The organism is Actinacidiphila sp. DG2A-62 (genome assembly GCF_035825295.1).
Taxonomy (GTDB): domain Bacteria; phylum Actinomycetota; class Actinomycetes; order Streptomycetales; family Streptomycetaceae; genus Actinacidiphila.
This window is the reverse complement of record NZ_JAYMGI010000002.1, coordinates 7,362,571-7,374,689: the sequence shown is the minus strand read 5'-3', so window position 1 is coordinate 7,374,689 and position 12,119 is coordinate 7,362,571. Positions and strand designations below refer to the sequence as shown.

Annotated in this window: 9 protein-coding genes and 1 pseudogene; 4 read left to right on the top strand and 6 right to left on the bottom strand. The window is 75.8% G+C overall.

The genetic code is table 11. From position 1 onward, the window contains the following. Nucleotides 1-129 precede the first annotated feature (129 nt). Nucleotides 130-534: a hypothetical protein gene (locus VSR01_RS32745; RefSeq protein WP_326452603.1), complete on the top strand. Its 405-nt coding sequence runs from the start codon at nt 130-132 to the stop codon at nt 532-534. Then, nucleotides 531-1,082: a hypothetical protein gene (locus tag VSR01_RS32740; RefSeq protein WP_326452602.1), complete on the top strand. Its 552-nt coding sequence runs from the start codon at nt 531-533 to the stop codon at nt 1,080-1,082. The genes VSR01_RS32745 and VSR01_RS32740 overlap by 4 nt, the downstream gene beginning before the upstream one ends. A gap of 262 nt (nt 1,083-1,344) precedes the next feature. On the opposite strand, the gene VSR01_RS32735 is transcribed toward VSR01_RS32740, so the two are convergent. After that, nucleotides 1,345-2,712 carry a tetratricopeptide repeat protein gene (locus VSR01_RS32735; protein ID WP_326452601.1) on the bottom strand — a complete coding sequence of 456 codons (1,368 nt, stop codon included), beginning with the start codon at nt 2,710-2,712 and terminating at the stop codon, nt 1,345-1,347. A 145-nt stretch (nt 2,713-2,857) separates the two neighbouring features. Between VSR01_RS32735 and VSR01_RS32730 the strand changes: the two genes are divergently transcribed. Further along, nucleotides 2,858-3,151 carry a YiaA/YiaB family inner membrane protein gene (locus VSR01_RS32730; protein WP_326452600.1) on the top strand — a complete coding sequence of 98 codons (294 nt, stop codon included), beginning with the start codon at nt 2,858-2,860 and terminating at the stop codon, nt 3,149-3,151. 221 nt (nt 3,152-3,372) lie between these two features. Here VSR01_RS32730 and VSR01_RS32725 read toward each other — a convergent pair whose 3' ends face one another. Beyond that, complete coding sequence (locus tag VSR01_RS32725; protein ID WP_326452599.1) at nt 3,373-4,137, bottom strand: hypothetical protein; 765 nt, start codon at nt 4,135-4,137, stop codon at nt 3,373-3,375. 405 nt (nt 4,138-4,542) lie between these two features. On the opposite strand from VSR01_RS32725, the pseudogene VSR01_RS32720 reads away from it, so the two are divergent. After that, a pseudogene (locus VSR01_RS32720) lies at nt 4,543-7,556 on the top strand (glycoside hydrolase family 2 TIM barrel-domain containing protein). A 41-nt stretch (nt 7,557-7,597) separates the two neighbouring features. Here the strand turns inward: VSR01_RS32720 and VSR01_RS32715 are convergent. The 4 genes from VSR01_RS32715 to VSR01_RS32700 all read right to left on the bottom strand — a co-directional run bounded on the left by VSR01_RS32715 (nt 7,598) and on the right by VSR01_RS32700 (nt 12,094). Continuing rightward, complete coding sequence (locus VSR01_RS32715; RefSeq protein ID WP_442785598.1) at nt 7,598-8,788, bottom strand: MBL fold metallo-hydrolase; 1,191 nt, start codon at nt 8,786-8,788, stop codon at nt 7,598-7,600. A 153-nt stretch (nt 8,789-8,941) separates the two neighbouring features. After that, the gene (locus VSR01_RS32710; RefSeq protein ID WP_326452597.1) at nt 8,942-9,898 is read right to left on the bottom strand and encodes a GNAT family N-acetyltransferase; all 957 of its coding nucleotides are present in this window, start codon (nt 9,896-9,898) and stop codon (nt 8,942-8,944) included. A 178-nt stretch (nt 9,899-10,076) separates the two neighbouring features. Further along, nucleotides 10,077-11,918 carry a M3 family metallopeptidase gene (locus VSR01_RS32705; protein WP_326452596.1) on the bottom strand — a complete coding sequence of 614 codons (1,842 nt, stop codon included), beginning with the start codon at nt 11,916-11,918 and terminating at the stop codon, nt 10,077-10,079. Continuing rightward, nucleotides 11,888-12,094: a hypothetical protein gene (locus VSR01_RS32700; RefSeq protein ID WP_326452595.1), complete on the bottom strand. Its 207-nt coding sequence runs from the start codon at nt 12,092-12,094 to the stop codon at nt 11,888-11,890. The genes VSR01_RS32705 and VSR01_RS32700 overlap by 31 nt, the downstream gene beginning before the upstream one ends. Nucleotides 12,095-12,119 lie beyond the last annotated feature (25 nt).

The window sequence follows — 12,119 nt, the reverse complement described above, 5'->3', positions numbered from 1 at the left end:
CCACCGGACGACCACGACGGTGCGGGCAGGGCGGCCGTGCGGGGCCCGACGACTGTGCCGGGCCGGTAACTTGATCCTGCCTCTGAAACGGGTAGGGCGTAAGGGGCGGCGCGGACAGGACGGGGGCCGGTGGTGGACGAGGCGGCGGAGCGGCTGGCGCGGCTGTGCGCGCAGGCGGGGGACGAGGGCCTGCGCGAGCGGGCGGAACGCTACGGGGTCGGCGACGTGCTGCGCCGGCTGCGCGGGGCGGCCGGGGCGGGCGCCGTCGGCTCGTCGGCGTCGGTGCTGGCGGACCTGGACGCGCTGGACGACGCCTTCGCCCGTCACGGTATCGACGGGCTGACCACCGGATCGCGGGCGTACCGGCCGTTCGCGGCCGGCGGGCATCCGGTGGTGACCGCATGGGGGTGCCCCGCGGCGGCCGCCTGCCCGCGCCTGGAGCCGCAGGAGCGCGCGCCGGACGGCACGCGGGCCGCGCCGCCGGTGTGCGGTCTGACCGACGCCCGCCTGGTGTCCCGGACGTTCCGGCTGTGAGCGCCGTACTGGCCGAGCTGGGGCGGCAGTTGGCCGGCCGCTGGGCCGCGCTGCTGCTGCTCCCCGGCGCGCTCTACGTCTCCGCGCTGACCGCCGCCGTGGTGCTCGGCCAGCGGCACGCGCTCGATCCGCGTCCGCTGACCGACTGGCTGGACTCGGTCGCCGGCGCGCCCGCCAGCGGCCGGGCCGGGACGGTGCTGATCGCGGCGGCCGGGTTCACCGCGGCCTCGGCGGCGGCCGGCCTCGTGGCGTCGGCGGCGGCGCGGCTGGTCGAACGGGTGTGGTGGGCGTCGGGCCGGGAGCGCCTGCTGCGGCCGTTCGCCGAGCGGCGCGCGGAGCGCTGGCGACGTGCGGAGGAGAAGGTGGCGGCCGCGAGGTCGGCGTTCTTCGCGGTCGGCGGCGCCGAGGGCCGGCGGCGGACGCGCTGCGGGCCGCGATCGCCCGGCGCGACGCGATCTGCCCGGTGCCGGCGTCCCGCCCGACGTGGATCGGGGACCGGCTGTACGCGGTCGACACGCGCGTCCACACCGCGTACCACCTCGATCTGACCGCGGTCTGGCCGCGGTTGTGGCTGCTGGTGCCCGATCAGGTCCGCTCCGAGCTCACCGAGGCACGCGCCGGCTGCGGTGCGGCGGCGACCCTGACGGGCTGGGGGCTGCTCTGCCTGCCGCTGTCGGCGGCATGGTGGCCGGCCGCCGTCCTCGGCGCGGGTCTGCTGGCCACCGCGCGTCACCGGGCGCGGCTCGCCGTCGGCGCGCAGGCGGACCTCGTCGAGGCCGCCGTCGATCTCTACGGGCGTGGTCTCGCACGTCAGTTGGGGATCGACTGCGCCGGGCGACTCACCCGGCAGGCAGGGGGCGCGGTGACGTCACTGCTGCGCAAGGACCTGGACGACGGCAGCGGCCGGGACGACACCGCCGCCACGGCAGGCATCGCGGCGGACGGCCCGCGCGACGGCAACGGCGGTGCGCCGCCGAGCGGTTGACGCGGTCCGCGCAGTCGCAACGAGCGGGAGACCTCACACCTGCGACGCGAGGGCAGGGGCCGCTGCGCGACGCCGACCGTCGTCGACACCACGACGTACGGCGCGGCGGCCAGGCGGACCGTGAAACCCCCGCGCCCGCCGAGCAGGGCGCGGCGCTTGCCCCGCGGGTCCCCGGCCCGGCGGGGCACGACCGGCGTCTGCGCCATCAGGCGGTCGTGCCGGGCCCGGTCCCGCGCGGACATCAGCCGGCGGTCGACGGCCAGCGACGGCAGCCGGCTGAGCCGCGGCCACCCGTCGTGGTGCACATGGACCCGCACCCGCAGTCTGCCGTCGCCCAACTCCCTGTCGGCGTCGGCCAGATGCTCGCCGAGCGCGCCGAGGGCGTCGGCGACGTGGTCGGCCGGCTCCAGGAGGTTCTCCGACGGGTCGTACCGCCCCGGCAGATCGTCGGCGGCCACCACGGCGACGGTGATCCCCAGGTCGTCGTCGCGTATGTCCCGGCCGCGGCCGAGGTCGGTCCTCGCGCCGCGGTGGACCGCCAGCTCCATGTCGGCGCCGTACCGGCTCGCCGTCATCGACATGGGGAACAGCCCGGTGTAGCGCACCAGCCGGGCGCAGCCGAGCAGGACAGGGCCGATGCCGTGCACGGCGGACGCTCCGCGGAGCGCGGCCGCGTCCTCGTGGCGGCCCAGGCGGGTCAGCACGTCGGCGTAGTCCCGGCGGATCGCGCGCGTCGACGGGTCGTCGGGACCGAAGGTGTGCTCGCAGGCCGCCAGCAGCGCCGGGTACTCGGACGCGGCGGAGGCCAGCGCGCCCCTGCGGACCTGCACGCCGAGGAAGTTGTTGGCGGCGTTGAGGGTCAGCGGGTGGGCGGCGCCGAACAGCGCGGAGCGTTCGCCGTGCACCCGAGCCAGGATGCTCAGCGCCTGGTCCCAGCGGCGCATGTCCCGCAGCATCAGGGCGAGGTTGTTCAGACAGGTCAGGGTGAACGGGTGGGAGGAGCCGAAGCGCCGCACGAAGCCCTCGCAGGCGAGCGTGAACTGCCGCTCGGCTTCGGCCAGTTCTCCGGCCTCGTGCAGCGCCTCGGCCAGGTCGTGGCGCGCGGCCGCGGTTTCCAACGCCATCGCGCCGTGCACCGACCGGAGTTGCTCGACCCGGGCGCGCAGCTCGGCGAGCTGACGATCCGTCGCCATGTGTCCCTCCTCACAGAGAACGACGACCGGTGGAGCAGCCGCGGTTGCGCCGCGTACCGGAGCAAGCGGGATGAGTAAGGCGGTCGCAAGGGCGTGAGTACCCGTACTCATGCCCGCGGGGTGGGCGCGGCGCACAGTGGGCGGCATGACGAAGGTGATTCCTCAGCAGCAGACGACGGCGGCGTTCGCCGTCCAGGCGGCACTGTCGTTCGCGCTGTCACTCGGGGCGATGGTGGTGGGGGTGGCGTATCTGCCGGTGGGCGCCTGGATACGGGCGTTCCTGGCGGTCGGGCTGCTCTATGTGGTGACGTCCGCGTTCACGCTCGCGAAGGTGGTGCGGGACCGCCAGGAGGTGGGGCAGGTGGTGAGCCGGGTGGACCAGGCCCGCCTCGACAAGCTGCTCGCGGAGCATGATCCGTTCAAGGTCGAGGGCGTCTGAGGGCTCAGGGGCCGGGCGGGGTCGGGCCTGGGTCCGGTCCTGGGCGGCTCCAGGACCTGGTCCGGTCCTGACGGGGTCCTGAACCTGGCCCGGTCCTGGCCGGCTCCTGGACCTGATCCGCTCCTCGCCCGACCCCTGCCCTGTTCCCGCCCGGCGCCCGGTACCGGCGCCCTGCACGGCCGCCTGCCGCCTGCCGCCTCGGGTCGCGGCGCCCCGCAGGCTCAGGCAGCCGGGTCGGTCGGGTCGCCCGGGGCCGACCGGCCGGGCGGGGCAGGCGGCGGGGGTGGGCTTCCCGCGGCGGGATCGGCGGCGGACGCGGCGGACGCGGCGGGCCCGGCGGCCGGAGTGGGCGCCGGCGCGGCGGCCAGGTCCGGGCCGCCGGGCGGCGCCGGGGGCTGCTTCTTGGACGGGGATGCCGCGCGCCGCGCATCCTCCGCGCTGTTCTGCGCGCCGAGCGTGCCGAAGTAGAAGCCCGCGACGGTGGCGAGGACGGTCATCAGCGAGGTGACGATCGTCTTGCGCAGGTCCCCGGAGTCCGCGCCCGAGGAGAGCATCGCGACGGCGAGCGCGAAGCCGACCAGCGCCAGGATGAGGATCGCGATCACACTGCGGGTCAGGCCGCGTACGCCGCGTGGTTCGCGCAGGTCGCGCAGCAGGTCGCGGACCTCCTGCGAATCGTCGGCGCGGTCGATCAGCCGGTCGGTGATCTGCTGGCGCCACGCCGTGGCCCGGCGCACGTCCATGATCAGCGGGATGATCGCCACGGCCGCGATCACCACCACCACGACGGCGACCAGCACGAAGGCGCCGTGCCCGCCCAGCCCCGCGACGGGTCCGGCCGCGGCGGCGGGCGAGTCGACCGCCTCGGCGGCGCGGCCGACGTGGAGTGCGGGGGTCGCGGGGACCGCGTGGGCTGCGTGTGTGGCGGGCACGGTGTGCGTGGCGGGCACGGTGTGCGTGGCGGGCACGGTGTGCGTGGCGGGCACGGTGTGCGTGGTGTGAAGGGCGTGGGCGGCGTGAAGGGCGTGAGCGGCGTGAGCGGCATGGACAAGGCCGAGTGCCATCGTGAAGGTCCCCCAAGATCCGTGGCCGGCAGACGCCAGGGCGGGCAACATCGCAGCGCCCGGCGTACGGGTCAAGTCCCGGCCACGCCCCCCCGCTCCCCCGGCGGAGACCCGCAACTCGCCTGCGGCGCCCGCCCGTTGGGCACACCGGCCGCGCGACCGGCCCTCCCCGTCCCCGCCCCCCACTCGCACACCCGCGCGATACGTGATCAATACGTCTGGCGCCGCGCCCCGCCCCCTCGGAGAATCGACCCCGCAGGCAGCGGCCACGCGCGGCCGGGCAGAGTGACGTGAACGGCGAGGCAGGAACAGGCGAGGAGAACGACCATGCACCAGGCGCAGCCGCCCGGCACGCTCCCCTACTACGAGGACGTGTCCCCGGGCTCGGGCGCGCTCCCGCCGCGCGCGTGGTGGGCCGCCTCGGACGCGCGCCGGCTGGACCTGGGCGGGGTGTGGCGGTTCCGGTTGGCGGCGAGGGCGGACGCGCACGACGACTCCTTCGCCCGGCCGGGGTTCGACGCCTCGGGCTGGGACGAGCTGCCGGTGCCCTCGCACTGGCCGCTGCACGGACACGGCCGCCCCGCGTACACCAACGTCCGCTACCCGTTCCCGGTGGACCCGCCGCACGTGCCGACCGAGAATCCCACCGGGGACCACCTGCGCGCCTTCGACCTGCCGCGGGACTGGCCGGGCGGCGCGGCGGTGCTGCGCTTCGACGGCGTGGAGTCGTGCGCGCGGGTCTGGCTGAACGGCAGCGAGCTGGGCACCTTCAAGGGCAGCAGGCTGCCGGTGGAGTTCGAGGTCGGCGCGCTGCTGCGGCCGCGCGGGAACGTGCTGGCGGTGCGGGTGCACCAGTGGTCGTCCGGCAGTTACCTGGAGGACCAGGACATGTGGTGGCTGCCGGGCGTCTTCCGCGACGTCACGCTGATCGAGCGTCCGCGGGACGCGGTCGCCGACTTCTTCGTGCACAGCGGCTACGACCACCGCAGCGGGCTCGGGACGCTGCGGGTGGACTGCACACCCGGCGGCACGCTGACCGTACCCGAGTTGGGGATCGAGGCGCCGACCGGTGAGCCGGTGACGGTGCCGGTCGAGCCGTGGTCGGCGGAGCGACCGCGGCTGTACGACGCCGAGTTGGCGACCGGGGGCGAGCGCGTTCCGCTGCGGATCGGCTTCCGCACGGTCGCCGTCGAGGACGGGGTGCTGAAGGTCAACGGCCGTCGCGTGCTGTTCCGCGGGGTGAACCGGCACGAGTTCGACCCCGACCGAGGCCGCGCGGTGCGGCCGGAGACGATGCGCCGCGACCTGCTGCTGATGAAGCAGCACAACGTCAACGCGGTGCGTACCAGCCACTATCCGCCGCATCCCGCGTTCCTCGACCTGTGCGACGAGTTGGGGCTGTGGGTGGTCGACGAGTGCGACCTGGAGACGCACGGCTTCGAGGAGGTGGGCTGGCGCGGGAACCCGGTGGACGACGAGCGGTGGACGCCGGCGCTGCTGGACCGGGCCGCGCGGATGGTGGAGCGGGACAAGAACCATCCGTCCGTCGTGATGTGGTCGCTCGGCAACGAGTGCGGGACCGGACGCGGCCTGTCCGCGATGGCCTCGTGGATCAGGGAGCGCGACCCGGACCGGCCGATCCACTACGAGGGCGACCTGAACTCCCCCGACGTGGACGTCTATTCGCGGATGTACGCCGACCACGCGGAGTCCGAGCTGATCGGCCGCGGGGAGGAACCGCCGCTGGCCGACGCGCGGTTGGACGCGCGGCGGCGCGCGATGCCGTTCGTGCTCTGCGAGTACGCGCACGCGATGGGCAACGGGCCGGGCGGACTGAGCGAGTACCAGCGGATCTTCGAGACGTACGAGCGCTGCCAGGGCGGGTTCGTCTGGGAGTGGATCGACCACGGGCTGCGCCGCCGAGCGCCGGACGGGACAGCGTACTTCGCCTACGGCGGCGACTTCGACGAGGAGCTGCACGACGGCAACTTCGTCTGCGACGGGCTGCTCTTCCCCGACCGGACGCCGTCGCCCGGCCTGGTGGAGTACAAGAAGGTGGTCCAGCCGGTGCGGATCGCGGGCGACGCGGCGCGCGGGGTGGTCGCCGTCACCAACCTCCATGACGTCGTGGACCTTTCGGGGCTCGCCTTCTCCTGGGTGTACGAGGAGGAGGGCGTCGCGATCGGCGAAGGGCCGCTGGTGGTGCCGCCGTTGGCGCCCGGCGCGAGCGCGGAGGTCGACCTGCCGCCGGAGCCGCGGCGGGGGGCGGCGGGCGCGGAGGCGTGGTGGACGGTGCGGGCGGTGCTCGCGGAGGACGCCGCGTGGGCGCCGGCGGGCCACGAGGTGGCGTGGGAGCAGTTCCCGGCGGCGGTTTCCGCGGCGGAAGCGGTTTCCGCAGCGGAAGCGGCGGCGACGCCGCGGCCGGGCGTGGCGAGCACGACCACAGCGGCGGCCACGGCGCGGCCGGGCGCGCCCGGTCGACCCGAACAGCCCCGGCGCGAGCCGGACGGCACGGTCCGCCTCGGCCCCGGCGTCTTCGACGCGGCGAGCGGCGAACTGCTGGCGCTGGACGGCCTGTCGGTGGCCGGCCCCGGCTCGACGTGTGGCGTGCGCCGATCGACAACGACCGCGGCATGGCGTGGTTCGAGCCGAGCCGGCTGGCCGAGCGGTGGCGGGCGCTGGGCCTGGACCGGATGCGGCACCGGGTGGTGCGGGTCGAGGCCGGCGGCGACGCGCTGACCGTCCGGACCCGCGTCGCGCCCGCGGCCACCGACCTCGGGCTGCGCGCCGACTACGCGTGGACCGCGTCCGGCGACCTGCTGCGCCTGACCGTCTCGGTGGCGCCGGAGGGCGACTGGCCGGTGCCGCTGCCGCGGCTGGGCGTACGGATGGAACTGCCACCGGAGTTGACCGACGTCGAGTGGTACGGCGGCGGGCCCGGCGAGGCGTATCCGGACAGCCGGCAGGCGTCCCGGATCGGCCGGTACCGCGCGGGCGTCGAGGCGTTGCAGACCCCGTACGTACGCCCGCAGGAGAACGGCGCGCGGGCCGACGTGCGATGGGCGGAACTGCGCGGACCGGACGGCGGGGGGCTGCGGGTGACGGGCGCGCCGGTGTTCTGGATGACCGTGCGGCCGTGGAGCACGCGGGCGCTGGACGCGGCCGAGCACACCCACGAACTGGCCCGCGGCGACCGGGTGTGGCTGCACCTGGACCACGGCCTGCACGGCCTGGGCAGCGCCGCGTGCGGGCCGCTGGTGCTGCCGGACTTCCACCTCACCGCAGCACCCGCGGAGTTCGGCTTCACCTTCGAGGCGCTGCGGGCCGCGGGCGAGGGCTGACCGCGGCGTCACCCCCGCCCCGCTCCCGCGGCCGGCGGCTGCTACGCCTCCGCCGGCACGCCGTCCCGCGGCGCCGGGGCCTCCGGCGGGGGCGGCGGCGCGGGGTGCTCGGGCCAGCCGCCCTGCGGGCGGACGGCGACCTCGCGCCACCACCAGTCGTCCGGCTGCGGGTCCGCGGGCTCGAAGGGCGCGCCGACCCGCGGGGTGGCGATCTTCGCGCCGACCGCGCGGGCCGCGGAGACGGTGCCCTCGGCGGGCTCCGCCCAGGGGTGCAGCGCGAGATTGAAGGTGCCCCAGTGGATCGGCAGCATCACGCCGGCCGGCGTGCCGCCGGACAGGTCGAGGTGGGCGCGCATGCCTTCCTCGGGCGTCATGTGGATGTCCGGCCAGTACTCGCTGTACGCGCCGATCTGGATCATCGTCGCGTCGAACGGGCCGTGTTCGCGGCCGATGTCGGCGAAGCCGGGGAAGTAGCCGGTGTCGCCGCTGTGGTAGACGGTGTGGTCGCCGTCGGTGACCACCCACGACGCCCAGAGCGTCTGCTGGCGTCCGCGCAGGCCGCGCCCGCAGAAGTGCCGGGCCGGGGTGGCGGTCAGGGTCAGCCCGGCGACCTCGGTGGACTCGTTCCAGTCCAGCTCGCGCAGCCGCTCCGGGGGCACGCCCCAGTGCTCCAGGTGGGCGCCGACGCCGAGCGGCACGGCGAAGACCACGTCGCTGTCCGCGAGCGCGGTGATCGACGGCATGTCCAGATGGTCGTAGTGGTCGTGCGAGATGACCACGACGTCCAGGCCGGTCAGCGAGGTGAGCGGGACGGGCGTCGGGTGCACGCGGCGCGGCCCGGCGAACGGGAACGGCGAACAGCGCTCGCCCCACACCGGGTCGAACAGCACCCGCCGCCCGCCGATCTCGGCGAGCACCGAGGAGTGGCCCATCCAGGTCAGCCGCAGGCCCGACGCGGCCGGTTTCGCGAGGTCGGCGAGCGTGGTGGGGTGCACCGGGATCGGCCGCCGCGGTTTGCGGGCCCGCCGTGCCTCCTTGCGCATGCTCTCCGGGAGGGATTTGATCAGGCCGCCGGTGGCCACGCTGCTGCCCGCGACGGGGTTCACGAAGGCGCCGTCGGCGTAGTTGGGCGACCGCAGGATGCGCTCCAGCCTGGCGCCGGCGGGGTCGGCGCCGAAGGGCGCGGGCCGCATTCTCACGAGTCGGGACGGCGGTCGGCCGGCGTCGGTCACGGGCCCTCCAGCGGGTTCGGGGGTGGCGGAGGTGTTCGCCGCCGACTCCATTATGCGGTGACGCTGCGCTGCACCCATGGCCCCGACCGCCGCCGCGACAAGTTGGCATGGCGCCCGGGGCCCCGGCCGGGGCCCCGCCGCGGACCACGGGGGTCAGGGCGCGGGCGTGAAGTCGAGTTCGACCGTGTCGGCCACCGGCACGTAACCGAGCGCGCGGTACAGGCCGTTGCTGACCGGGTCGGCGAGGTCGGTGACGAGCAGCACCTCGCGCGCGCCGGCGTCCAGGGCCGCGCGGGAGACCGCGGCGACGGCGGCGCCGGCGTAGCCGCGGCCGCGGTGCTCGGGCGGTGTGTAGACGGCCACCACGCGGACCGCCCCTGCGGCGGGCAGGGTGACGCCCGCCATCGCCACGGGACGGCCGTCCGGCAACTCCCACAGCGTGCGCAGCCCGTGGGCGACGGCGTCATCGACGGCCCGGTCGCCGCCGGGCACGTCCGCGCCGACGTCGGCGGCGAACGCGGCCTGCCAGCGCAGCAGCAGCGTCCGGTCGGCCGGACCGGCGACCCGGGCCGCGCCCGGCGGCGCGGGCTCGCGCGGGGTGAGTGCGGCCAGCCGGTGGACGCGGGTGTCGCGACGCGGCACCAGGCCCGCGCCGGTGCGCCGCTGCCACCCGGCGGCGAACGCGCGGGCCGCCGCCGCCTCGCCGCGCACTCCGCCGGGCACGGGAGCCCGACCGGCCTCGACGGCCTCCCCCCACACGTCCGCCAGCGCGACCGCCGCGGCCCGCGGCGCGGCCGTGAGCAGCGGCGGGAACGGCGGCGTCTGGAGCACGGCGGCGGCGACGTCCTCCCCAGGCGCGGACGCGGCTGCCCCGGCTGCGGGCATGCCTTCCCCGAACCCCGCTCCCCCGGCCGCGCCCGCCCCACCCACCGCACCCAGCCCCTGCCAGTGGCCGAACAGCGGCGGCTGCGGCCCGTACGCGTCCGGGCCCCGGCGGCGCAGGGTGTCGAGGATGGTGAGCGGTACCGAGTTCTCCACCGGGCGGGCGTGCAGGAAGGGGCCGGCGGCGGCGAGGAAGGCGTCGAGGTCGGTGGTCAGCGTCCAGCCCATGGCGCCCATCGTGTCCCAGGGACCGCGCGCGCCGCACGGGCTTTTCGGCGCCCCGGCGGAGGTACGGGAGAGCGCACCGGACGCCGGGCCACCGAGCCGCGAGCCGCCCCGTCGCCGGGCGCCTGCCGGATGCCTCCGGCACCGCCGGGGCGCCGCCGCAGGCCGGGAGGCTCCCGCCTCAGTTCGCCAGGCCGCGGCGGCGCAGCAGTGGTGCCACGTCCGGTGCGCGCCCGCGGACCGCGGCGAACGCCTGCATCGGGTCGACGCTGCCGCCCTTGGACAGCAGTTCGCGGCGGAAGACGTCGCCGTTCTCGCGCCGCATTCCGCCGTGCGAGGCGAACCAGTCGACGGTGTCCGCGTCCAGCACCTCGCTCCAGATGTAGGAGTAGTAGCCCGCGCTGTACTGGCTGCTGAAGACGTGGGTGAAGTAGGTGGTGCGGTAGCGCGGCGGGATGGCGGGCAGCGCGAGTCCGGCGTCCTCCAGCGCCCGGGCCTCGAAGGCGAGCGGGTCGCCGGGGTCCTCGCCGGCGCGCAGTGTGTGCCAGGCCCAGTCCAGCATCGTCGCGGCCAGGTACTCCACGGTGGCGAAGCCCTGCCCGAAGGCGGCGGCGTCCTTCATCCGCGCCACCACGTCCGCGGGCATCGGCTCGCCGGTCTCGTGATGCACCGCGTAGTGGCCGAGGATCTCGGGCCACAGCGACCACATCTCGTTGACCTGGGAAGGGAATTCGACGAAGTCGCTGGGGACCGCCGTGCCGGAGAAGTACGGGTAGCGCACGGCGGAGAGCAGGCCGTGCAGGGCGTGGCCGAACTCGTGGAAGAGCGTGTCCACCTGGGTGAAGGTCAGCAGCGTGGGCGCGCCGGGCGCCGGCTTGGCGATGTTGTGGTTGTTGACCACCACCGGCCGGTGGCCGAGCAGCCCCGACTGGCGGACCAGGGAGTTCATCCAGGCGCCGCCGCGCTTGGTGTCGCGGGCGTAGAAGTCGGCGAGGAACAGCCCGAGTCCGCTGCCGTCGGCGTCGAAGACCTCGAAGACCCGGACGTCGGGGTGGTAGCCCGGCAGGTCGGGGCGTTCGGCGAGGGTCAGTCCGTAGACCTCGCGGGCGGCGCGGAAGACGCCGTCGTGCAGCACCCGCTCCAGCTCGAAGTACGGGCGCAGCGCGGCCTCGTCGACGTCGTAGCGCTGTTTGCGGAGCTTGTCGGACCAGTACGCCCAGTCCCACGCCTCGACCGGTCCGCCGGCGAGTTCGGCGAGCGCCTCGGCCTCGCGCCGGGCGTTGGCGACGGCCGGCGGCACCAGGCGCTCCAGCAGGTCGGTGACGGCCCGGGTGCTGCCCGCGGTGCGGTCCTCGACCACGTAGGCGGCGTGGCTGTCGTAGCCGAGCAGGGCGGCGCGCTCGGCGCGCAGGGTGGCGATGGTGACGGCCAGCGGGCCGTTGGTGTCCTGGGCCCGGTCCAGCGAGGCGGCGAGCAGCCGGCGGCGCACCTCGCGGTTCTCCAGCCAGGCGAGTTCGAACTGGTTGGAGAAGTTGCGCAGGCTGAGCACCCACTTCCCGTCGTGGCCGAGCGCGCGGCCGTTCGCCGCGGCGGCGGCGACCGCGTCCGGGGACAGGCCGGCCAGCAGGGCGGGGTCGTCCAGGACGAGGGCGCCGGCCCGGCCGGCCGCGAGCACGTTCTGGCCGAAGGCGGTGGAGGCGGCGGCGATCTCGGCGTTCAGTCCGCGCAGCCGGCGGCGGCCGGCCTCGTCGAGTTCGGCGCCGGCCCGGCGGAAGCGGGTGTGGTAGCGCTCCAGCAGCCGCAGCGACTCGGGGTCCAGGCCCAGCGCGTCGCGCTTGTCGTGGAGGGCGCGGATCCGGGCGTAGAGCGCGGAGTTGAGGTGCACCGCGTCGTCGTGCTCGGCGAGCATCGCGCTGATCCGCGGCTCGATCTCCTGCACGGTCGGCGTCAGGTGCGCGGACGCCTGGTTGGCGAAGGCCGCGTGGACCCGGTTCAGCAGCGCGCCGCTGCGCTCCAGCGCCACCAGCGTGTTGTCGAAGGTGGCCGGCTGGGGTCGGCCGCGATGGCCTCCACCTCGGCCAGGTGCTCGGCCAGCCCGCGTTCGAAGGCCGGCAGGTAGTGCTCGTCGCGGATCTCGGCGAACGGCGGCAGCTCGTACGGCAGGGGGCTGGGGGCGAAGAACGGGTTCGTCGTGGTCACCCGGCCGACCCTACGCTGCGCTGTC

Coding starts and splice junctions, on each gene's coding strand:
- VSR01_RS32735 (WP_326452601.1), bottom strand. CDS start 2,712: ATGGCGACGGATCGTCAGCTCGCCGAGCTGCGCGCCCGGGTCGAGCAA.
- VSR01_RS32730 (WP_326452600.1), top strand. CDS start 2,858: ATGACGAAGGTGATTCCTCAGCAGCAGACGACGGCGGCGTTCGCCGTC.
- VSR01_RS32710 (WP_326452597.1), bottom strand. CDS start 9,898: ATGGGCTGGACGCTGACCACCGACCTCGACGCCTTCCTCGCCGCCGCC.